Origin of the sequence: Enterococcus quebecensis (assembly GCF_001730365.1) — a bacterium.
In the GTDB taxonomy this organism is placed as follows: Bacteria; Bacillota; Bacilli; order Lactobacillales; family Enterococcaceae; genus Enterococcus_L; species Enterococcus_L quebecensis.
The window spans coordinates 82,652-106,301 of record NZ_MIKB01000019.1 but is presented as its reverse complement, the minus strand read 5'-3'; the positions used below and the strand labels follow the sequence as shown (position 1 = coordinate 106,301).

Here is a 23,650-nt window from a genome sequence, read left to right as displayed (position 1 = left end):
TTCAACACACCCCCAAAATAATTTACCTATACTATATTATATATTATTTATAAAATGTTAGCACCAACTAACTGAATATTTATTTCTTAAGTTGTAAAATCTCAATATCAATCTTCTCATTAAATATCTTAATCAGAAAATCCATATCCAAATTTCCTAAATCTATTGCACTTACTAAAATCCCTCTTGCTTGGTCATGTGGTGATACAATGACCTCTCGGTAAGTAATTACCTCCCCATTTTCATCGTAAACAGGTTCCTCATACTCTATAACAGAGGCATTTTCTTCTACACTATTAATAGTATCTAAAATATTTTCTCTATATGACTCCAACTCTCTAATTTTCATCTCTTTATCAGTTATTTCCTCTTTATTGGTATTTAAAGGATAAAAAAGCTGGTTAGGAGTAACTTCGAATAATTCCAACATTTTTTCTAACGTATCACTAGCTGGAAAAGTTGCCCCCTTTTCATAACTAATCACACTATGCTTTGATGGTAAAAAAAGGATTCACATTCTATGATAATTCGAAACTCGGATTAGTCCAAAAGAATCTGTTGAAGAAATTCTTGGTTTTAGCCTGTCTAATGGACAGAAGCTTGCATGATGTGCAGTCAATGGTAAGAAGCAAAGCGATTTAAGGAGTTGACGGCTATTAGACTATCTTACAAGCTTAGTTTTATTCTCTTGGTAAATTTACCAAGAGAACGAGTGTATCCCCAAATGATTGGGGCTAGGGGTTGGATTAGCCTTTGATTCTCTACAGCTCTGAGACACATCGTACGCATTTGTGCCGAAGGCTAAAAATGCTAGTATGAATGTGTCGTAAGAGCTTGAGGAAACGAGCGCAGCGAGATTCTTCTATTTAACTTGATAATAGTCTGACATCTGGAGAAAAAATACTTGAAAGGAGGTGGAACCGATGAGTTATCTGACTATGTTCATCTCAACAAAAACATGATCAAACAGAAAAAGGAGCTAATTTATGGCAGAATACACTATCAAATTATTTTTAACTCCGGTTAGTTGTGAAATTTACTTTTACGATATTCCTGTAATCTATGGATACTCTGTAGAGGAAAAAAGCGGAAATATTATGTCACCTGTTAAAAATGAATTATCAGAAATTGAAATCCTGAAAAAAAGAGAAAACTATTATAAGAACAAAGCTCAACATATCCGCGGATTAATCAATATGAACTTTGATAATCAGACTAAGTTTTTAACTTTGACATTTGCTGATGAGTTAGAAGATTTAAACGAAGCGAACTATCTATTCAATAAGTTCATTAAGCGGTTGAATTATAGAATAGTAAAAAAGATGAACTTGCCAAAAGTATGTTATATAGCTACTTGGGAAATCCAATTAAAAAGAAAGAAAAAAACTGGAAAATCAGTTATTCATTATCATGTTGTCCTTTTTCGATTTCCGTACATCTCTTCTAAAGAATTAGAAAAAATATGGAAGCACGGTTTTATCAGAATCAACCAGATTCCTAATAATGTAGCAAAAGAAAAATATGGTAGCTATGTCAGCAAATATTTTACAAAGGATTTAGCAGAAAAATCTCAATATAAAAAAGCTTACTTTACCAGTCAATATTTGAAGAAGCCCTCTGAAAAAATATTAAATTTGGAGAATATCAAGGAAATCAAAAGACAATTGCAACAACTAGATAGTTTAGAGTTATACAAGAATTATCATAGGAAGATTTTTATCAACAATGAAGAATATTTTGAGAATGAAACTACTTATGTAGTGATAAAAGATATCAAGGAGTTTGAAGAAATAATAAAAAGCAGTACCAATGAAAAAGAGAAAAAATCCCTTAATCAAGAATACTACTCCCTAGACAAGAATAGTATAGCATGATTGAACAAGGATCGAAAGGAGTGGACAATTATGGCTAGTTTTCAAAAATATAAAACTAAATCTGACGAAATGTGGATGTTCAAAAAAAGAGATGGCATTAACCCACAAACTGGAAAACCAAAATTTATTACCTGACGAGGATATAAAACAAAACGAGAAGCTCAGTTAAGTGCTTCTCAACTTATGCAACGAGTATCTACAGGCACTCATTGATAATAATTTGCTTTCTAGCACGCTTATTGATCAATGGTTTACTCAATACAAGCTTTCAGTTGTAAAGAATAGTACTATCCTAAATAAACAGACTACAGCTATACCCAATTTAAGAAAATATCTTGGTCAGTACCCTTTGATGAAAATCACGCCGATTATTTATCAAGAGTTTTTAAATACTTTATTTACAGACAACTACAGTAAAAGCACTCTTGAAACAGTCAATATTGTTGCTAAGCTTATTTTCAAATACGCAATCGAGAATGAACTAACTGACAGAAATCCAGCTCAACATGCGGTTGTCCCAAAAAGGTTAAAGACAATCGATGATTTAAAAGAAGAAGCACTTGAACAATCCTATCTCACAAAAAAAGAGTTACTTCAATTTTGGGAATATGTAAAAACTAAAACAACCACTTTAGACTATTCCATTTTCTTAACACTCTCATACACTGGTATGCGAATTGGTGAGCTTTTAGCACTACAGTGGGAGGATATCGACTTCATAAACGAAACAATCAGCATTAACAAAACGCTGTTCAGACATGAGAATAGGATTGAAGAATATGAATTGACTCCTCCAAAAACTAAAAAGTCTAACCGAATAATATTAGTTGATAGTTTAGTATTAGAACAATTAAGTGTTATACAATTTGAGCAAGAAGAGATTAAAAAAATCTTTCCTGCTTATCATGATACAAATTTTGTTTTTGCCAAGCTAGAAGGGAATTTCTGCGGTTATCCAGAATCAAGAAGAGCAATAGGTTTCCGTCTAAAAAGATATCTGCAAAAATTAGGTAATAGTAAACCTCTTACTCTCCACAAGTTTAGACACACCCATGTAAGCTTACTCACAGAAGCTGGTGTTGATTTACAAGCGATACAAGAACGAATCAGACACGAAGATTCTAAAACAATGAGAAAGGTGTATCTTCATATTACAAATTACAAAAGAAGTAAATAAACAAGCAGTACAACGATTTGCACAATTAATGAACACGGACTCAAAATAGCATAAAAAGAACAATGATACCCATCATGATATCATTGTTCTTTTTTTCACACCTTTTTCCGATTCTTCAATCTGTCCTTCAATCCTTTGTATTGAATTGCCAAACTCAAAATGGAACGCATGATATTCTTTTACTATCTTCTTTTTATTGACTGGATTACTTTTCTCACTAAAAAAATCATCTAAAATCTTTAGAGGTTGTTCCCAAGAACTCAATCGCTCTAACAAATCACTAATTTCATGAATATCTTGATAACTAATTTCTTTTATCGGTTGTTTATTTTTAGTGATACCCGTTTTTATACTATCCATCAGCATTCTCCTCATTTTTACTAACGGTGCTTTTACAAGCACCACCTGTATTCTCATTTTACTATACGATGTCTCTATAGACAATACTAAAAAGAAAGATGGGATATTTATGGATAGAAAAGTAAAAATATGTTTGAAAGAACTTGTTAAGGAGAGAGGAATATCTCTTAGAGAATTAGCTCGTCTATCAGATATTGAACCATCAATCATTAACAAGTTAGCGAATGGAAAAAGAGAGAAAATCTATCTACCTCATATCGAAAGAATTGCAGATGCTTTGGATATTGATGACATTTCTAAAATTATCAAACTCGTTAGTGAAGAAGATTAAGGAGGGATTTCTATTAACGAATCACTATTGATAGACAGGATACATAATATGTCTATAAGAGAACTAATAGAATTTTTTTATACCAATCAAGAATTCCTAAAAAATGTTGGTATACTTTATTTTGGAGAAGGTACTAATGAATTTAAATTTCAAAATATTTTATCTTACAAAGAAGACAGTAAATTTTCTATTGATAGTATCAATGGAAAACAATCCTTTTTATGGCTTGACACCTCAGTTGTAAAAGAAATGGTTGAACATACAACTAGCAATATTTGTTACAGTAGTTGTGTTTATTTAGATACTCAAGTTATTAGTTATCTCATGAAACTATTCAAAACTAGAGATAAAGACCAAACGCCTTTTCTTAATGATACTTATGAAATATTATACTACCTTAAAGAAAAGGATACAGATTTTTCGGCATTTCCTTATTTGATGGAAAATTCTACGAAAATAAATAATCCCAAAATTCTAATACCTATGTTTGAAAACTTGACAATTTACGATTTTTATATGGAAATGAGCTTTTCTGATTTTATCAATACTTTTGAAAATAAAAATATAACGATGAACTTAGATTATCAGAAAACAGATGAGACAATTACTGAAATCAAACATATGTCTGTTGATCCCTATTCCCGAAAGCTACTAGAAACTCAAAAAGCAATACAATGTTTATTGCTTCATACCTCACTTTTGTCACTAAAATCAGACAAAACACTAGCAGAAAAAATTGAATCCCTTTACGAATTTTCACACCATTCAATATGCTCATTTTTAGAAAGGGAATTGATTATTTGCTATAGATTTCTAAAAAATCCTAATGATCCTTTAGTTCAAAAGTTTTTCAAAAAAATAAAAATTGGTAGTAAAAATATTTCAGGAGCAATATTAGGTATGTCATGGGATTTGTTTCATATACGAATGCTTGCAATGAACATGATTCCAACTGATAACGAACCAGAAAGCTTTGATATGCATTCCTTACTTACATTCGATAAAGGGATGAGTGAAGTTTTAAAAATCCACCCTGTAAAGATGCTAGTATTTATCGATTCTACCCCTTTTTGGATATTTGAACAAAGTATCAAAAAAGTAATAACAGAAGTAGATATTTTAGAATATTATAAACCTTCAAAAAGAGAAGAACGAACAACAAAAGCATCCACTGGAATTAACTATGATAATTTGATAACCTCTCTTCAAAATGAACTAATACAATTTGAAAAATGATTGAGGTCAAAACAAAAAAGAGAACGCAAGGATTATCTTCGAAACGCTGCAATAGCGCCGATAGTCCTTCGTTCTCGTGGGTTTGGCACCCAATGGGTCGTAAGGGGCTCGAACCCATGACCCGCTGATTAAGAGTCAGCTGCTCTACCAACTGAGCTAACGACCCAAATAGTTTAGTACTTAAATATTGTAGCACTCGAAAGTAGTTTATTCAAGAGGTAACATACTCTACAACAAAACAAAGGGCAACTATATTCCTCTCTTCCTTTCATATTCCTTCTATAATAAAACTAGCTCTGCTTCATTTTTTCTCAACTTCAATTCATACCCACACTTGAACCATAAAAATTTGGTCTCTTTCTCTAAGGATATTCATTTTTCTACTATTATTAACAATCATATAACATCTTTGGAAAATTTTATTTACATAATTAATGCTATTGACACTCATTTGTAATTCACAAATTTGTTCTTTCTACTTAGTAAGAAAATAATTGAAGATCAAAATTATATACATTCTGTTAGTGTCTCCCGAGATTATCAACCACTAGATCTTGTGTTTTCTGAATTAAAAATTCCAATTTAAAATTTAATAAATTTCTTTTTTAAACACGATTTTTGTAATAATAGCCCCTCAAATCAAGAGAATACGTGCTTTCATATTTCTTTCAAAAACACAAAACATGGTATTCAGCTAAAAAACAACCACAATATATAGTGCCTAAGTGTTGACTTTTTCCCTGAGAGATTTATACTAGTGAAGTAAACTAATTGAGGGGGAATTAAAAATGAACGTAAAAATCTTTTCTAAAAATAATTGTATCCAATGTAAAATGGCAAAACGCTTTTTAAGCGAGAATAATATAGCATTTGAAGAAGTAAATATCGACATCCAACCAGATGCGATTGACTGGTTAAAAGAACAAGGATTCCAAAGTGTTCCAGTTATTACTTCTGATGCTACAACAGTTGTAGGTTTCCGTCCTGATCAATTAAAACAATTGGCTAGCTAAAATGAAAATTGTCTATTTTACAGTTACCGGACAAACTAGACGCTTCATTAACAAATTGGATTTGCCAGCTTATGAAATTGAGCCTGCGAATCCTTTTTTTGAGATAAATGAACCTTTTATTCTAGTCGTTCCTACTTATGATCAAGAAATAACCGAGGTAGTGAATGATTTTCTTGATTATAAAAGCAATCGTGAACAGTTACAAGGTGTTGCTGGTGGCGGCAACCTCAATTTTGCAGAATTATTTGTGTATACAGCCAAAGACATAGCACGTGATTATAAAGTTCCGATGCTTTTTGCTTTTGAGTTTAGCGGTACGAACGAAGACGTGGAATCCTTTAAGAAAGTAGTGAATGAACTTGAGTCTAAAAGAAATTAAAGATGTTAGCTATTTTAAGTTAAATAATGAGATCAACCGTCCTGTTGATGGACAAATCCCTTTGCATAAAGATAAAGAAGCATTGGAAGCATTTTTCAAAGAGAATGTCCTTCCTAATACAAGAACCTTCAATACAATAGAAGAAAAAATCAATTATCTAATTGACAATGATTATCTAGAAACAGCATTTATTCAAAAATACTCTATGACTTTCATTGAAAAACTATATACATTTTTAGATGAACAAAACTTTGAATTCAAATCATTTATGGCTGCTTACAAGTTTTATTCACAATATGCGCTTAAAAATAATGCAGGAACCGAATACTTAGAAAGCTATGAAGATCGTGTTGCTTTTAACGCACTATATTTTGCTGACGGTAATGAAGAATTAGCTTTAGTATTAGCAGATGAAATGATCCATCAACGCTATCAACCTGCGACACCATCTTTCTTAAATGCAGGACGTAAGCGTCGTGGTGAGCTTGTTTCTTGTTTCTTGATTCAAGTAACAGATGATATGAATAGCATTGGTCGTTCAATCAACTCAGCTTTACAGTTATCAAGAATTGGTGGCGGTGTAGGTATCACATTAGCTAACTTACGTGAAGCAGGAGCACCAATCAAAGGTTATGAAGGAGCTGCCAGCGGCGTTGTTCCAGTTATGAAATTATTCGAAGATAGCTTTAGTTATTCTAATCAATTAGGTCAACGTCAAGGTGCTGGAGTTGTTTATCTAAACGTTTTCCATCCAGACATTGAAATGTTCCTTTCGACTAAAAAAGAAAATGCAGATGAAAAAGTTCGTGTGAAAACATTATCTTTAGGTATCGTTGTTCCTGATAAATTTTATGAATTGGCTCGTAATAATGAAGATATGTATCTATTCAGTCCATATAGTGTAGAGCGTGAATACGGCGTTCCTTTCTCATATGTTGATATTACAAAAGAATACGACAATCTAGTAGCCAATCCAAAAATCCGTAAACGTAAAATCAAAGCCCGTGATTTAGAAAATGAAATTTCTAAATTACAACAAGAGTCTGGCTACCCATATATTATTAACATTGATACAGCTAACAGAAGTAATCCCGCTTATGGAAAAATTATCATGAGTAACTTATGTTCAGAAATCTTACAAGTTCAAACACCTTCTGTTTTAAATGGAAAACAAGAATATGAAACACTTGGTACAGATATCAGCTGTAACTTAGGTTCTACGAATATCGTTAATTTGATGGACAGTCCTGATTTTGGTAAATCTGTCCGTGCAATGACTCGTGCATTAACATTTGTTACTGATGCATCTGACATTGATGTAGTTCCTTCTATTCAAAACGGAAATAGATTAAGTCATACGATTGGTCTTGGCGCAATGGGTCTACACACCTTCTTTGCTAAAAATCATATGGAGTATGGTTCTAAAGAATCACTAGATTTTACAAATGTATACTTTACATTATTAAATTATTGGACTTTAGTAGAAAGTAATAACATTGCTAAACAATACAATAAAACATTCCATAATTTTGAAAAATCAGATTATGCAACTGGCTCATATTTTGATAAATATATTGATGGTGATTTCACTCCTCAATCAGATAAGGTTAAAGACATCTTTAAAGATATCTTTATACCAACTGCTGAAGACTGGTCAAACTTACGTGATGCAGTGAAAAAAGATGGCTTATATCACCAAAATCGTCTTGCAGTAGCACCTAATGGCTCTATTTCTTATATCAATGACACGAGTGCTAGTATTCACCCAATTACTCGTATGATCGAAGAACGCCAAGAAAAGAAAATCGGTAAAATTTATTATCCTGCTCCTTATTTAGCAAATGATACGATTCCATATTACACATCTGCGTATGATATGGACATGCGTAAAGTAATTGATGTTTATGCAACCGCACAACAACATATAGATCAAGGTATGAGTTTAACTTTATTCATGCGTTCTGAAATACCAGAAGGTTTGTATGAATGGAAAGACTCACCAAAACAAACAACTCGTGATTTGAATATTTTACGCCATTACGCTTTCCATAAAGGAGTAAAATCAATCTATTACGTAAGAACCTTCACTGACGATGCAGAAGAAATCGGCAGCAACCAATGTGAAAGTTGTGTAATCTAAAAAAGCGAAACAGGCTTGTTCAGCCCTTGAAGCTGGACCAATAATCTGAACAACAAACAAGGCGCCCTTAGGTCGCCTTGTTCTATGATTTATTGTATTTCAACGTAAAGGTAACGAGGAGGAAAATACATGGCAACATATTATGAAGCAATCAACTGGAACGCCATTGAAGATGTGATTGATAAATCAACTTGGGAAAAACTAACTGAACAATTTTGGTTGGATACCCGTATCCCTTTATCCAACGATTTAGATGACTGGAGAACTCTTTCAGACTTGGAAAAAACAACTGTAGGTTATGTTTTTGGCGGTTTGACATTGTTGGACACTGTTCAATCAGAGAGTGGTATGGAACAACTGAGAAACGATGTTCGTACACCACATGAAGAAGCCGTTTTAAACAATATTCAGTTTATGGAATCTGTTCATGCTAAAAGTTATTCTTCAATCTTTAGTACATTGAATACTAAAAAAGAAATTGATGAAATCTTTGAATGGACAAATACAAATATTTATCTACAAACAAAAGCTGAAAAAATTAATGAAATTTATAAAAACGGTACACCTTTGGAAAAGAAAGTTGCTAGTGTTTTCCTAGAAACATTCTTATTCTACTCTGGTTTTTATACTCCTCTTTACTATTTAGGTAATAACAAACTGGCAAATGTTGCCGAAATTATCAAATTGATCATTCGTGATGAATCTGTTCACGGAACTTATATCGGCTACAAATTCCAATTAGGATTTAATGAATTGCCTGAAGAAGAACAAAATGAAATGAAAGACTGGATGTACAATCTTCTTTATGAATTATATGAAAATGAAGAGCGTTACACAGAAGAATTATATGATGAATTAGGTTGGACGGAAGAAGTGAAAACATTCTTACGTTACAATGCCAATAAGGCCTTGATGAATCTCGGCATGGATCCATTATTTGCTGATACAGCAAATGACGTTAACCCAATCGTTATGAATGGTATCTCTACTGGTACAAGTAATCATGATTTCTTCTCTCAAGTCGGTAATGGCTACTTATTAGGAACCGTTGAAGCGATGAAAGATGACGATTATTTGATTGGTATGTAATAACTCTTTCTCTAAAAAAATAAGGCTAGGATAAAAACTCAAGTAGTTTTATCCTAGCTTTTCTTTATTAACGTTTCTATTTATCTATTATTTCTTAACAAAAGAAAACTCTCAAAAATTTCTTAATAACTGCATTTATAGATGTTTACAGTTGAAATATATACTTTATCCAACCAAATAAATATTCCACAATAATTACATAACTATCATTCCATTTCTTCTTATTTTTTAGCATAAAAAAAGCCGAGTCATTACGACTCAGCTAACCTCTTCATCAAAGGTGCGATCCTTACTTTCTTGTCTAATCCTAAACATCTTACTAATATTGATGACTAATGTCTTAATCACTGCATAAACAGGAATACAGATCAACATACCAATAATGCCGCCTACACTTCCTGACGCAATCAAGACCAAAATAATTGTTAATGGATGAATATTCAATGATTTTCCCATTAATAAAGGCTTGATCAAATTACCATCCAGTTGTTGAATAACTAAAATTGATATCACCATATAAAGGGCCTGCCATGGTGATATAAATAGTCCAACTAAAATTGCTGGAACTGCACCAATAAAAGGGCCAACATAAGGAATAATATTCGTCAAACCACAAAAAACAGCCAACAATAAACCATAAGGTTGTTTAAAAATCGTCATCGCTATAAAGCTTAATATGCCAATAATAAAAGCATCCAAAACTGTACTACTGATATAAGCTGATAACGTTTGATTCATTTCCTTGACCGTTTGACGTAACTCGCTACGGACACTTTTTGGAAAGAAATGAGACATTGCATCTAAAAACTTATGACCATCCTTAAACATAAAAAACAAGATAAAGGGCACTGTAAATAGTAAAATAAAGAACCTCAACAAAACACTAACAATTTTAGAAAGGCTACTAGTTACACCCACAATCGCAAAATTCAAAATATTACTGATCGTAATATTCATTTTATCTAGTTGTTCCTGAACATTAAAACCTTTCAACGCTTCTAAGTTACCTAAATCTTTCAACCATTGATTCATTTCCTCTGCATAGCTAGGAAGTGACTGGCTTAACTCCAAAGACTGATTCACCAATTGAGGAACCACATTCATGACTACTAATGTGATCAAAACAATCAATACAATAAAAGAAAGTAAGAAACCCACAATTCTAGGTAAACCTCGTTTTTCTAAGAAAACCACAATCGGGTCAAACATATAATATAGAAAACCAGCAATCAATAACGGCATAAAAACAGCTGACGCCATTCCTAAAATAGGACTAAATACATTAGGCATCTTTAATAAAAAGAAGACACCAATAATCGTCAATACAATTTCTACTGTCCAAAACAACAATTTTGATTGTTTAAATAGTGAGCCCATACAAAACCTCCAATATATGATACTTTTATTTTACCATTCTTTTTTAGTATAAAAAGATTTTTTTTCTTAAACTATTGTATTATGAAAGAGAGTCTCTCTTTTACAGTTACATTGATCTAATTTTAACAGAGATATTAAACGATGTACCCATTCTACTTACAGTTTTTCACTGAATCAATTATTTCAAAAAGTGCCTCATGATAATTTTATTATATAAATTATCTCTAGGATTCATTGGTAGATTTCTAATAGACATAAAAAAAAGGTACTCTCGAAATACAATTTTTCAAGATTACCTTATTTTTCTTGTAATTATTAAAGTGGCTTAAATGCTGACCAAACGCAGTTTAGTTATATTTTTATATATTGATAAATCTTCTATAACTTCCGCATAGGTCATTCCTCTCGGCAAGTCAATCGTATAAATATTCGTATAAATTTGTGTATCATCAACTAGTACCACATTAAAGTTAACATCGTCAATTTCGATTTTATGTTCTTCAAAATAGTTATTAATAAATTCTTTTGTTTCCTGCTTGTGTATATAGCGAATTTCTAATTTTTTTGTTGTCGGTACATGAATTACTTTTCTTACTAATGTTAATGCAATAAAAACACCAATAAAGCTGGTGATAGCAACAGCATAGTAACCCATACCAATCGCAATTCCTAACCCTGCTATAGCCCAAAGTGAAGCTGCGGTTGTCAGTCCTGTTACCGACTGCTTAGTTACGATAATTGTTCCAGCTCCTAGAAAACCTATCCCACTGACAACTTGAGCTATCAACCTGGCTTGATCCGAGCGTATCACTCCAACTAATTCAGGATGATCTGTCGCATCACGTAAAGCACTTGCAGCGATTTCAACTTGAATTAATGCAATAATTGTAGCCCCCATACATACGAGAATGTGTGTCCGCATGCCAGCTGGTCGATTTTTATATTGCCGCTCAAACCCTATCGTTCCGCCAATCAACATTGCCAAACATAATCGTATAATAATTTCAGGAATCGTTAAATCTATATCCATTCTACTCTTTCCTCCTAATACTCTTCTATTTCATTATATCACTAATTAGAAGTAAACGATGCTATATAAAAAAACCCATCTTTTACAAGACAGGTTCATTACAAATATTATAATTTGCTTGCTGCTGCATCATCAAGGATAACAACAACATCTGAATGGTTTTGTAAAGCACTTGCTGGTAAATCAACAGAAACAGGTCCGTTGATCATTCCTTTGATCGCATCTGCCTTTGCTTCACCATAAGCCATTAAAATCATTTTTTTGCCTTTCATGATTGAACCAATCCCCATTGAAACAGCTCTTGTTGGCACGTCTTCTACTTTTTCAAAATTGCGTTTATTTGCGTTGATTGTAGATTCTGTTAATTCAACTACATGAGTTAAACTATCTAAAGGCGTTCCTGGCTCATTAAAACCAATATGTCCATTTTGACCAATGCCTAAAATCTGAATATCAATTGGGTTGCTGTCGATAATACTTTCATAGTGTTTGCATTCAGCTACTAAATCTTCTGCTTTTCCATTTGGCACATACGTGTTTTTAAATGGTTTTTTGTTGAATAATTGATCATTCATGAAGTAACGATAACTTTGATCATCATCTCCACCTAAACCAACATATTCATCTAAGTTTACAGATGTCATATCTGTAAAATCTAAATCACTTGTAGTCATTTCTTTATATAATGTTTCTGGTGTGCTTCCTGTAGCAAGTCCTAAAACTTTTGCACCATTATTCATGCCTTCTTTGATCAATTCAAATGCTTTTTTTCCGCCTTCTTCAGCGTTCGCTACTTTAATAATTTTCATTAAAAATTGCTCCCTTATTTTCAGATTCGGTATAGTCCAATTATAACACCCTAAAAAAAAGATTTCTAGTCTAAACTGAATAGAAACTAAAAAAAACTTCTATTCTCGTTAAGAATAGAAGTCTGTATTTAGTAGCCGTTCGCTTGGTAAGGCGTTTGATCCTCTACCTCATTTTGGTTAGTGTACGTCGAACCATTAGTGTTTGCATTAGGATCAACATAAGCATTTGAATCATAGTTATAGTTAGCGTTGTCGGCAGAGGTTCCACCGTATGCAGCACCATTACCAGCATAATTGTTATAGTTGCTATTATCTTTTGCTTGCATTTCTTCATTCTTAGACAGACCCAATTGAGCACGTAACTCAGTTTGTACTTCATACAATTTCGTTGGGTCTACTAGTTGATAATAGATACTATTGATTTCTGTACCTTCACCTTCTAGTTGCAATGAATCAATATTTTTAAACGCAGGCAAATATTTCTTTTGAATATCTACCATATTATCCCAAGTTAAATCTGTTTTCACATTGTCTTTTACAGCATCCAAAATTTTTCTATATTTTGCCACACCATCTAAACTGATGACTTTATGGACGATTTTTTCCACAACTTCTCTTTGACGACGCTGACGTCCGATATCGCCTTCCGGATCTTCTTTACGCATACGAGCATACGCCAATCCCGTTTCACCATCTAATTTCGTCTTTCCAGCAGGAACAACAATACCGTCCAATGTAAACTCACCAAGCGTATTATCGACTTCGATTCCTCCAACAGCATCAATTAAATCTTTCATGCCTTTCATATTGATCGACACATAATTATCTATTGGAATATCTAACAGCTCTGAAACTGTATCAATAGCCATCTTAGCTCCGCCAAAAGCATACGCATGATTTAATTTATCTTCCGTACCGTTTCCGACTATTTCTGTCAAAATATCTCGATCTAAACTGATCATCGTAGATTTCTTTTCCTTGGGATTGACAGTAACGACCATCGTAGTATCAGAACGACCTTGTTCTGTGCGACCTAAATCTCCAGTATCGATTCCCATCAGTAATACAGAAAACGGTTCTTGAGCATCGATATTTACGACTTTGTCTCTTCTCTTAGAAGTCCGATCGATAGATTCATAAACACCTTTAACTGTATACGATGCATCAGAGTACATTTTAATCCCATATGCACAAAAACCTGCAACCGAAACAAGAACTAATCCTAAAACGGTCAATATTGCTTTTTTCCATAGTTTCATAAGACACTTCCTCATTTTTTGCAAGAATAATTCATGATGTCTATTTTCTCACAATTTGAGAAGTGTCGCAACATATTTGAGGAATTGGCATGATATCTTAATGTATTTGTAAAATAATGATGCAAATAATATTATTTTCTTATATGATAAATTAATATTGTATCACTCATCCACCAATATAATTATAATGTCAATGTTCTTGATAATAGTTAGTTACTGACTGTACAAAAGCAGTACTTTGTTTTATTAGCAAACTTAAAGGAAAATATAACAATAATAAGATCAATAAAGTAAAAATGAAAATTATACTCCAACTATGAATACCTTTTGATTCCAAAAACACAATGATTAAATTATGAGTCAACATAAAAAACAAACTTTCTTTTCCCATAAAAGATAATTCGCTAGTTTTCCAAAAACGTAGATATAAAAAATATAAGCTGGCAAAAAGCTACTGGAACTAGAACATCCAAGATTAGGGCTGATGCCACAGCATTTTTCAAATCAACATTTAAAATCAGTCAAATTCAAACTATAAAAAAGGATGAATACTATCAATATTGTTATCGATAACTTACTAATAACTACTCTATAATGCCAATTTCCTTTAAGAGAAACACCTATTGAGAAAAAAACTAACGCAATTGGAACAATATTAAGATTCATAGGCAAATTTATATTTTTTAAAGCAAATTGAAATACAACATATCTAATAAGTAAAATAACTATTCTGATTGTTCTGTTACTTACTTTTTGAAGAAAATAATTAGCTAACTCAGTAAAAAACAGAACAGGGATAAACCAATATGCACCGATTATACCTGTAGCCTTTGTACCACTATATAATAATTTCAGTAATTCTTTACAGGTCGAAACTTGTATATTCATGATAGAAAATACGCCTAATAGTAAGTATCGAACCCACATGTTCAAGATCTTTTCAAAAAAAACTGCTTAAAATTTTCTTGATTTTTCACTTTATTCAAAAATCCACTTATTATGAAGAATAATGGCAAACATTACTAATCCTAGTTAGCAATAAATCACCTTCTTCGCAATTATTATTTTCAATTAACAATATTCAAATTCCACATATAATACTATTCAAAATTCCATTGTTCAGAATTTTTTTTGACTTCAATAATTTTACTAAACGTTGAGTATTGAACTAGCAATGTAATTATAAAAAATCCTAGTGTTACAATATAAGAATATTCGTACTCAAAGGAATTCAAGCACGCTGCGATAAAAAACAGACAAATACAAATCGATTGCTTATAGAAACTGATTTTAAAATCACATTTTCTAGAAAAATAAGTTCTAGAAATACAAAAAACGATATACGCAAACGCAGTGGCTAATGCCGCACCGATAGTACCGAACTTCGGAACCAATAAATAATTTAACACTAAATTAGGTATAATTGCTAGGATACTCACCCAAATATTGTAGTGGCTCTTACCAGAAAAAACTATTCCTAAAGTAGATGTTTCACTCAATGTGTAAAGAATCGGTGTAAGAGCTAATAGACCAGCCACAAACTGCGCTTCACTATAGTCGCTTGATAAAATCAGCGCAATATATTTTTTGAAAAACAAAATTAAAAAGAACCCGATCGTCATCACCAAAAGTAAAATATCACTTACAAAAGAAAAGTGTTTTATATCTTTTTTTTCTTTGTCCCATCTATATGCAGTTGGAACCCAAAAGCTAGTAAACGCTGTTTGTATTATTTGTAAAATGTTGGATATTTTTAGTGCCGCTGTATATATTCCTAGCTCATAAAAAGTACTATATCCTCTTAAAAAGAATCTGCCTGAAGTATTTAAAAGATTACTTAAAGATGCAGCTATTACCAAAGGTAACCCAAAAGTAATCATCTTTTTCAACAGAGGATAATCAAAGTCATTCAAGCCGATCTTTAAAAGTTTTCTGTGTCTTATTATTAAAAAAGCATCTCCTAAAAATTGACCAAAGATAGTTGCGTATACAATGGTTAGAAATGTTCTCTTCCCTGACAAAACAAGTACTAGTGTAAAAACAAATACTACTAATTTTAAAAACACTGAGAAGAGTGAATATTCTAGGGCTTTTTCAGCCATTCTAATTGACAATAAAATAAACCGTTCAACAACAGATAAAACAATCATAATACCAAATAAAATGCTTATCTCGGGGTATTTAGAATCAGAAAAAAGAAAGATTGAAAATTGGTTTTGAAAAATAAAAATTATGACACTTAGTAACATCGAAGCAAGCAAAGGAATTATGAGCGCGTTTTGAAAAACTTTATTTTTATTCTCAACTCTGTGATACTCTCTTGTGTATGACTGATCTATACCTAAAAATATAATTGATAATAAAAAATATTGAATGACGGAAAACATACTTGCTTTTCCAAATTCAGACGGATCAATATAGTATGTCGTAATAGGCACTGTTAAGAACGATATTGCAGCTCCAAGGATAGGTCCGATAGAAAATCCCATTAATTTTGAAATAAACTTTTTCATAATTACCTCACTTAAAAACTTCTTGAATATGAATTTCCCATTGCTTTGCGATTTTTTTAGGGATAAAGTCTTTCGATCTTTTTTTAGCCAGTCTACTTAATTCCTCGTAATGAGCATCGTCTTTCAACAAGCGTTCAACCTCTTTTGCCATATTGAAAATATCAAAAGATTTAATCACAATACCATATTCATTGTTGCCGATTATCTCTCTTGGGCCAGTTGTATCAAATGAAACAACTGGTAATCCAAATGTCATTGCTTCAACAATAGAAAGCCCAAAGCCTTCCCATCTGGAAGTAGACAAAAAGACTCTACCTTGCTGATATAGCTCGGATAACTCTTCATCATTCAATGCCCCTAATAAAATTATTCTATTAGATAGTCCACTCTTCGATATCATCTTTTTTACTAGTCGCTCTTGTTTTTTTGTTCCAGAACCAGCAAACTTCACTCTCACATCTGATGGCAATAACTTAACTAACTCGATTAAATAATCAATTCCCTTAGACTCAACATTATACCTTGATACGAAAATAATATCGTTGCTTGTGCAATCTTCACACTGCTTTTTTTTACTTACCGTAACACTATTCGGTATATTGATTGTATAATCATTGTATTTAGCGAATACCTCTTTATCAGATTTCGTTAGACAAACTACAGAGTCGCTGTACTTCAATCCTTCTAGATACTTGTCTTTGATTTCACTGTAATAATTTTCCAAATATATTTCCGCCATATTATGTTGCCAAGAAATTACTTTAATGCTCGGTAAATATTCTTTTATAGACTTACTGAACGCTGTTAAAAATCCTCCATTTAAAATCACCAAATCAATTTTTCGTTCTTTTAAATATTCTAACATTCTTTGATGTCGCTTAGAAAATTCTGCCACCGGATTTGCTTTTCCATCAGAAAAAACGGTTTTCCTGAGTACTTTTCTTTTTATTCTTGATAGAACAGATAATTCATCATCAGATAGATCTATCATCATATCGAGTCCCTCTATGTCAAAGAATGGTACTGCTGGGCGAAATGAATAGAAGGATATCTGATTTTCAAAATTAGAAAGCTGTTTACCTAAATCTAGAACAACTTTTTGTTGTCCCCCCATTTTAAAATCCACATTTACCAAACAAATATTCATTTACTAATTCCTTTCTTATTTAATAAATTCTTCATTTTCTTTACCATTCAAAAGTATGACTCCAAAAAAAAGAAAGAAATTTGTACCATAGCTAAAAGCAGACTGTTCCATCAAACCAAAAATCAAGAAAATAAAAAGATACGTGTTCCAAGCTTTCAAATAGTTACTTTTCAACACAGAAGAGATTTTATATAAATACCAAACAAGTAAACATGTTGAAATTAAGCCAAAGTTTAATAAATACTTTAAATAAACATTGTCTAGAACACGATATTGAAAACCAATTATTTCCTGTACCAAATAATTCAAACTGTTATATTCAACTTTTTGCCCAAAAAGAGTCAGACTATACTCATTTAGAAACTTACTTCCTAATGAAATTCGATTAGATACTAGAGCATTTAGTTCAATCAATTGACTATTGCCTTTTGAATAAAGTAACGATGCAAAATAGGACAAAAATAGTAACAATAACAAGACTGATGGGGTAAACCAACGAGTGTTTAAAAATATAATATTATTTTCTTTAAAAAAATGCTGCACTAATACCAAAATCGAAACAGATAAGACAAGTATAAATGACGTTCTAGAATTCGTTAACCCATATACAGTAACACTTATTGCGTTGAATAAAATTAGCTTAAATAGTAACCGACTAAATTTATTTTCTGAAAAAATAGATAAGATAAATATACACAATAGCATTAATCCTACTGTGTTCGGATGCCAAAACCCTAAGGAAGTTCTCGTAACCCCATCTCTAATTACAATTCTGTCAGGAATCACAGACATAAAAAACAATAATAATATTACCGTGAAACTCAGTACCTGAGTCACATAAATTGTTTTAATTATATTCTTCAACGACACACATTTCAAGCTAGAGACAATTATTAATAACTCCAATAACGGAGAGGCTCCTGCAACTATTCTTGTTATAAATAAAGGAATGAACATTCCTACTAAAACAACAATTTGATTCATACTATATCTATTAAAAAATACAATAAAAAGAATGGATACTAATAAATAAAAATTTTTAAACTCTAAAGCAAAATCAGAAAAATTTGTAATTAAATTCAACATAGAGTTTTGTATTAAAAAAAAGGTGAGCAAATATATTGAAAACATTGTTAATACTAGTGCTTTTTTTAAATGAAATTCTTTACTCATACGACCTCCAACTTCTATTTTTCTATCAAACTTTTTGGAGTTATATAATCAATTCCTTCTTTGATCTCCTTAACAATTGCTGGATTACCGTAAACAATAGAATTAGACGGTATATTTTTTGAAACAACAGTATTAGCTCCAATCACACAGTTTTCTCCGACAGTTATAGGTCCGACAATAACTGCACCAGAATAGATCACAGTATTACTACCAATAGTCGGAGCACCTGTGTTATCTAACACTCCATTTCTATACCTTGTATTTGCACCAATTGTCACATTTTGATATATCCAACAATTATCACCTATGTTTATTCTGGGATGAATGACACAACCTAATCCATTGTGCTTGAACTGTACATTTCCCCCTATTTTTGTATGTTTGTTTACATACGCTTCAAAAGCAAATAAATATCTCAAAATAAGAACTATTAAGTGTGAAAGAAAATTAAAATTTCTAACACTCAAATAAATCGCAAATTTCAGTAATTTTGTAGCTTTCATAATTATCCTCTCAGATTTTTCCTATAGCAAACAAAAAAATCTCTCTTACTCTCTTTATCACATCAATAAATGAAACTTTTCCTTGGTAGGTAGAATTCTCAACACTAAGATAATAAGGCAAATATTCTTTTTTAAACGGATGTACACTTCTAAATTTCCATGGCTTTGATGACGTTGTAAAATGTACTATTGCCGGATTTTTTTTCAATTGTTCTAAGCTTTGTTTTTCAATCCCAATCTCTTTTCCTCTTTTGGCAAAAAATAGAAATTGTACATTCCATTTTAACGGTAGTTCAAGCCATTCCCTTTTATACACGGCATTAAAGGCTGCCTGATCATTCAATAATGTTACATGGTTAAATTCTTTAATGAATTTTTCTAGTTTTTCAGTTGCATTCTGTTTTCGCATACTGTTTAAATTCATAACCATAATACCGCTATTAAATGTTTTCTCATCTTCCTCCAGTCCCATAACCTCATTATCCTTGTTATAACCTGGATTCCAAACAGCTGCCAATTCTTTTCCATATCCATTATTCTGAAATTCATCCCACAGTAATCCTATGTCTTCCTTTACTAACAAATCACTATCTAAAAAAATACATGTTTCCCAATTTGACAAAATAGACGGTAAATAAATTTTCACATACGCAGCCCTAGAAATATGCCATTTAGGTTTAACATGACTTAAAATAGAATCATCAAAATATAAAAAGTCAATTTTACTATTTTGATACTTATTTTCCAATTCATCTACTAACTCATTTAGTTCATTTTCAACCACCTCTGTCAAGATACATTTCACATTAACTGTTCTATTTGTATTCGCCAACATACTTTTTATTGTAGCTATAGCTGGAATAAAGTAATTTTTATCCGTAATTAGCGCTACATTTATTTCACTCTCATTCATCACTTTACACACTCTCATCATTAATCAGATTTATTAAATTTGAAAAGAAGATATCATTGTTTGATTTAAAACTATTAAATTCATGCTCTTTAACTTTGTCTAAACCTCTAGAAAAGCTCTCATAATCCGTTGCTTCGACACAATAATCGAGCTCTTCAAATAATTTGGAAATTTGGAATTGATGGTTATCAACATGCTCTCCACACGCAGCTTCCCTTGGGACTACAATCACTTTATTATTCCTATCTAACGCAGAAATAATAGATCCAGTCCCTCCGTGAGTAATTACTATATCAGCTCGATCGTACAAAGCATTCATACATGACTTTTCATAAAAATCTTTTGATGTAAAATTTTTGGGTTTATATGAACATGAACCAATTTGACCGATTACTTCTTTGTCAGAAATTTTTCCATTTTCAATAAAGTCATCAACCATTTTAATAAGTCTATTAAATTGAAATTTTTGCGAACCAACCGTTACAAAAATCATTGTTTTTTTGCTCCCTTAATATATATTTCCCAGATAGACCGCATTCGGATAAAACTCTTTTAAACTCTCCCACTGTATAATAAATATGTCACAAAATCTATATAGCAACTTTCCTGTTAATGTAGGTGAAGAAATTTTAGCAAAAGATTCTATAAAAATTAATTTCTTCCTAAAAATTCTCCCAATGATATATGTTGGAATAACAGATAGCGCTCCTGTAGAAATAATAATATCAGGATTTTCTTTAAAAAATATTCTAATGGATAGTACTGAATTCCATAAAAGATTAATAATAATAAAAATTTCTTTTCTATTTAACTGCTTAAGAAAATAAATATTTTTTTCCGAATGATTATATGCAGTTTTTTCAGTGACCCTATAGATTTCAAAAGTTTCACCTAATTTATTTAACATCAGTAACTCATCATAATGCCCCCCTGATGAGGCAATTAAACACACTTTTTTCTTAGCCATCCTTTTTCTTCTCCAATACCTTTTCAATAAGCTCCTTTAGAAAAACACATTACTTTAATCGTCTGAAACATAATTTTCAAGTCATTTCCCATAGACTGACTTCCAATATACTCCAAATCAAATTCCACCATGTCGTCAAAATGAACATCATTCCTACCTCGTATTTGCCACAAACCCGTACAACCAGGTTTAACAAGTAGCCTCTGCTTATCACGCTGACTATATTCAGCAACTTCTCTTTGTAAAGGTGGTCTTGGTCCAACTAAAGACATTTCACCTCTTAAAACATTCAAAAGCTGAGGAAGTTCATCAATGCTCGTTTTACGAATTTTTTTCCCTATTTTAGTCACTCTAGGGTCATCTTTCATCTTGAACATCGCACCTTCGATTTCATTATATTCGAGTAATTCATCTAATTGTTTTTCTGCATCTGTACACATTGAGCGAAATTTATACATAGTAAACAACTCTCCTTGTTTACCCACTCTTTGCTGAGAGAAAAACACAGATCCGTTTGGATTCTCTTTTTTTATCAAAAAAGCAACAATAAGAAATACTGGGCTTAAGAGTATAAGTCCTAATAAACTGCCTGAAATATCTAATCCTCTTTTGAGCACACGAAAAGATAAAGTTTGTTGTCCAAAATCTTTTTTTAGATTTGAATCAACCACTTTATTCTCTGATTTTATAGATTCTTTATTTTGTGGTACACTTCTCCCCACATCTACAAACTTTCCCTCCAAATTTAACACTCCTTTTAGAACTACTCACACAATACCAACAACTAAGTTATGCATTTTTTATACAACAACCACTATGTATTAAACGCATACCAACAACTAATATGATACTTTTTTAATCTAAATCAATTCTAAAACAAACCAAATTTTTTCCTTTTAATCTCCTTGAATTCTGGCCTTTGAATATCATCTCCATTCAAGATATCTCTGGCCATTTGCTGCATCGCTAAAACATGTTCCTCACCCATATCTTTTGCGATTGCATCATATGCTTTTTTCATGAAAAAACCACGTTTACCAACATTATGAGCATCAGATGCCATCATATATACCATGTTATGAGCAACCATCTGTTTTGCTGTTTTTTCAATTTTGTTTCCAAAAATACCAACGTAACTTGGAGCTGTTAGTTGGGTCAAAACCCCCATTTCTAAAAATGGCAACAACTCATTAGGATCTTCAATAAATTTGCTATTTCTTTCTGGATGAACAATGATTGGAATGTGACCGGCCTCTAATAACTCAACAAATAATTGTTTCGCATATGCTGGAATCTCATTGGTTGGAAATTCAATCAAGAGGTACCGATTATTCAAATCTGCAAATAAAATATCATTGTTTGTAATTTGATCCGATAAATCACCTCCAATACGGACTTCTTGGCCTTCCCATAAGGTAAGCGGAATTTTCCGATGATCCAGCTCCTCTTGCAGAGCTACCACACAAGAGATCACTTTGCCAGCCGAATTGTCATATTTACCATTATTGTGATGAGGTGTACATAGAATATGGGTAATGCCTTGTTTAACAGCCATTCTAGCCATCTCAAGAGAGTCATCAATTGACTGTGCTCCATCATCGACTCCTGGCAGTATGTGACAATGTAAATCAATCATCGTTTTTTTCCTTTCTAACTACTATGAGCCGTAATAATAACCTTGGTCTGTTATATTTTTAGAACCATTATAAACAACACCAAGAATATTTGCATCCACCATTTCTAATAAGTTTTTTGCCTTCAAAAGAGAATCCCTTTTTGAGACATTTTCTCGAACAACTAAAATCGTTCCATCTGATTTTGAAGAAACGATCTGTGCATCCGTTACTGCCACAACCGGAGGCATATCAAAAATAATCAAATCGTATTGTTGTTTAAGCTCTTGTAATAATTCTCCCATCCTTCTAGAATCTAATAATTCAGATGGGTTTGGTGGTTTAGGACCACTTGTCATCAAGAATAAATTATCAACCCCAGATGATTGAACCACCTGATGCAGTACTGTTTCACGACTCCCTAACAAAGTACTTAATCCCCGAACATTGTCCAACGAGAAAGTTTTTGCAACGGTTGGCTTTCGCATATCTGCATCTACCAACAACACACGCTTGCCAGAATTAGCAAAAACAACAGCCAAATTAGCAGAAGTAGTAGATTTACCTTCACTTGGTCCAGAGGAAGTAATGACTAATGTTTTTAAATCTCGATCCACCATAGCATATTGAATATTCGTTCGAATCGTTCGATACTGCTCTGAAATCGGCGAAGACTTGTCGGCTAAAGTAATCAAACTGACTGCTCTTGTTTTTTGTTTCTTTTGTTGTCTCATCTTATTTGTCATT

The 23,650-nt window shown here is 32.1% G+C and carries 24 protein-coding genes and 1 tRNA gene; 8 read left to right on the top strand and 17 right to left on the bottom strand.

The window, feature by feature from the left end; translation table 11 throughout:
* Positions 1-79: 79 nt before the first annotated feature.
* On the bottom strand, positions 80-484 hold the full coding sequence (locus BCR23_RS14370; RefSeq protein ID WP_141706755.1) for a hypothetical protein: 405 nt from the start codon (positions 482-484) through the stop codon (positions 80-82).
* Between the two features lie 502 nt (positions 485-986).
* On the opposite strand from BCR23_RS14370, the gene BCR23_RS14365 reads away from it, so the two are divergent.
* Complete coding sequence (locus tag BCR23_RS14365; RefSeq protein WP_069636178.1) at positions 987-1,874, top strand: rolling circle replication-associated protein; 888 nt, start codon at positions 987-989, stop codon at positions 1,872-1,874.
* A 169-nt stretch (positions 1,875-2,043) separates the two neighbouring features.
* On the top strand, positions 2,044-3,051 hold the full coding sequence (locus BCR23_RS14360; RefSeq protein ID WP_083241980.1) for a tyrosine-type recombinase/integrase: 1,008 nt from the start codon (positions 2,044-2,046) through the stop codon (positions 3,049-3,051).
* 72 nt (positions 3,052-3,123) lie between these two features.
* On the opposite strand, the gene BCR23_RS14355 is transcribed toward BCR23_RS14360, so the two are convergent.
* Entirely contained in the window at positions 3,124-3,411 is a 288-nt protein-coding gene (locus BCR23_RS14355) for a hypothetical protein (RefSeq protein ID WP_240482568.1), read from the bottom strand.
* Between the two features lie 109 nt (positions 3,412-3,520).
* Here BCR23_RS14355 and BCR23_RS14350 point away from each other — a divergent pair, with 109 nt between their 5' ends.
* Together BCR23_RS14350 and BCR23_RS14345 are read left to right on the top strand one after the other, a co-directional pair.
* Entirely contained in the window at positions 3,521-3,742 is a 222-nt protein-coding gene (locus tag BCR23_RS14350; protein ID WP_069636177.1) for a helix-turn-helix domain-containing protein, read from the top strand.
* Between the two features lie 48 nt (positions 3,743-3,790).
* Positions 3,791-4,978 (top strand): hypothetical protein, encoded by a 1,188-nt coding sequence (locus tag BCR23_RS14345; protein WP_069636176.1) that lies wholly within the window; start codon positions 3,791-3,793, stop codon positions 4,976-4,978.
* Between the two features lie 93 nt (positions 4,979-5,071).
* On the opposite strand, the gene BCR23_RS14340 is transcribed toward BCR23_RS14345, so the two are convergent.
* Positions 5,072-5,144: transfer RNA gene (locus BCR23_RS14340), tRNA-Lys, on the bottom strand.
* A gap of 622 nt (positions 5,145-5,766) precedes the next feature.
* Here BCR23_RS14340 and nrdH point away from each other — a divergent pair.
* From nrdH to nrdF, 4 genes are all read left to right on the top strand, one after another.
* Positions 5,767-5,991: a glutaredoxin-like protein NrdH gene (gene nrdH, locus BCR23_RS14335; protein WP_010760423.1), complete on the top strand. Its 225-nt coding sequence runs from the start codon at positions 5,767-5,769 to the stop codon at positions 5,989-5,991.
* A gap of 1 nt (position 5,992) precedes the next feature.
* A complete protein-coding gene (nrdI, locus tag BCR23_RS14330; RefSeq protein WP_069636175.1) occupies positions 5,993-6,370 on the top strand; it encodes a class Ib ribonucleoside-diphosphate reductase assembly flavoprotein NrdI in 378 nt (125 codons plus the stop codon).
* Positions 6,351-8,510 (top strand): class 1b ribonucleoside-diphosphate reductase subunit alpha, encoded by a 2,160-nt coding sequence (gene nrdE / locus BCR23_RS14325; protein ID WP_069636194.1) that lies wholly within the window; start codon positions 6,351-6,353, stop codon positions 8,508-8,510. The genes nrdI and nrdE overlap by 20 nt, the downstream gene beginning before the upstream one ends.
* Before the next feature lie 129 nt (positions 8,511-8,639).
* The gene (gene nrdF / locus BCR23_RS14320; protein ID WP_069636174.1) at positions 8,640-9,599 is read left to right on the top strand and encodes a class 1b ribonucleoside-diphosphate reductase subunit beta; all 960 of its coding nucleotides are present in this window, start codon (positions 8,640-8,642) and stop codon (positions 9,597-9,599) included.
* A 258-nt stretch (positions 9,600-9,857) separates the two neighbouring features.
* Here nrdF and BCR23_RS14315 read toward each other — a convergent pair whose 3' ends face one another.
* The 14 genes from BCR23_RS14315 to BCR23_RS14245 form a co-directional block, all read right to left on the bottom strand.
* The gene (locus BCR23_RS14315; protein ID WP_069636173.1) at positions 9,858-10,976 is read right to left on the bottom strand and encodes an AI-2E family transporter; all 1,119 of its coding nucleotides are present in this window, start codon (positions 10,974-10,976) and stop codon (positions 9,858-9,860) included.
* 325 nt (positions 10,977-11,301) lie between these two features.
* The gene (locus tag BCR23_RS14310; protein ID WP_069636172.1) at positions 11,302-12,006 is read right to left on the bottom strand and encodes an MgtC/SapB family protein; all 705 of its coding nucleotides are present in this window, start codon (positions 12,004-12,006) and stop codon (positions 11,302-11,304) included.
* Positions 12,007-12,113: 107 nt separating this feature from the next.
* On the bottom strand, positions 12,114-12,815 hold the full coding sequence (nagB, locus tag BCR23_RS14305) for a glucosamine-6-phosphate deaminase (RefSeq protein ID WP_069636171.1): 702 nt from the start codon (positions 12,813-12,815) through the stop codon (positions 12,114-12,116).
* A 128-nt stretch (positions 12,816-12,943) separates the two neighbouring features.
* Entirely contained in the window at positions 12,944-14,074 is a 1,131-nt protein-coding gene (locus BCR23_RS14300; RefSeq protein ID WP_069636170.1) for an LCP family glycopolymer transferase, read from the bottom strand.
* Between the two features lie 1,100 nt (positions 14,075-15,174).
* Positions 15,175-16,587 (bottom strand): lipopolysaccharide biosynthesis protein, encoded by a 1,413-nt coding sequence (locus BCR23_RS14290; RefSeq protein WP_069636168.1) that lies wholly within the window; start codon positions 16,585-16,587, stop codon positions 15,175-15,177.
* A 7-nt stretch (positions 16,588-16,594) separates the two neighbouring features.
* Complete coding sequence (locus BCR23_RS14285; protein ID WP_069636167.1) at positions 16,595-17,734, bottom strand: glycosyltransferase; 1,140 nt, start codon at positions 17,732-17,734, stop codon at positions 16,595-16,597.
* 15 nt (positions 17,735-17,749) lie between these two features.
* Positions 17,750-18,907, bottom strand: coding sequence for a hypothetical protein (locus BCR23_RS14280; protein WP_069636166.1), 1,158 nt, complete (start codon positions 18,905-18,907; stop codon positions 17,750-17,752).
* Positions 18,908-18,921: 14 nt separating this feature from the next.
* Positions 18,922-19,410: a serine O-acetyltransferase gene (locus BCR23_RS14945; protein WP_069636165.1), complete on the bottom strand. Its 489-nt coding sequence runs from the start codon at positions 19,408-19,410 to the stop codon at positions 18,922-18,924.
* Between the two features lie 10 nt (positions 19,411-19,420).
* Positions 19,421-20,323: a glycosyltransferase family 8 protein gene (locus BCR23_RS14270; protein ID WP_069636193.1), complete on the bottom strand. Its 903-nt coding sequence runs from the start codon at positions 20,321-20,323 to the stop codon at positions 19,421-19,423.
* Between the two features lie 4 nt (positions 20,324-20,327).
* Positions 20,328-20,816, bottom strand: coding sequence for a PssE/Cps14G family polysaccharide biosynthesis glycosyltransferase (gene pssE, locus BCR23_RS14265; protein ID WP_069636164.1), 489 nt, complete (start codon positions 20,814-20,816; stop codon positions 20,328-20,330).
* A 15-nt stretch (positions 20,817-20,831) separates the two neighbouring features.
* Positions 20,832-21,290: a PssD/Cps14F family polysaccharide biosynthesis glycosyltransferase gene (pssD, locus tag BCR23_RS14260; RefSeq protein ID WP_069636163.1), complete on the bottom strand. Its 459-nt coding sequence runs from the start codon at positions 21,288-21,290 to the stop codon at positions 20,832-20,834.
* Between the two features lie 23 nt (positions 21,291-21,313).
* On the bottom strand, positions 21,314-21,979 hold the full coding sequence (locus BCR23_RS14255; protein ID WP_420809731.1) for a sugar transferase: 666 nt from the start codon (positions 21,977-21,979) through the stop codon (positions 21,314-21,316).
* 182 nt (positions 21,980-22,161) lie between these two features.
* Positions 22,162-22,926 carry a tyrosine-protein phosphatase gene (locus BCR23_RS14250; RefSeq protein WP_069636162.1) on the bottom strand — a complete coding sequence of 255 codons (765 nt, stop codon included), beginning with the start codon at positions 22,924-22,926 and terminating at the stop codon, positions 22,162-22,164.
* Positions 22,927-22,947: 21 nt separating this feature from the next.
* Positions 22,948-23,649, bottom strand: coding sequence for a CpsD/CapB family tyrosine-protein kinase (locus BCR23_RS14245; RefSeq protein WP_069636161.1), 702 nt, complete (start codon positions 23,647-23,649; stop codon positions 22,948-22,950).
* Position 23,650: the final 1 nt, after the last annotated feature.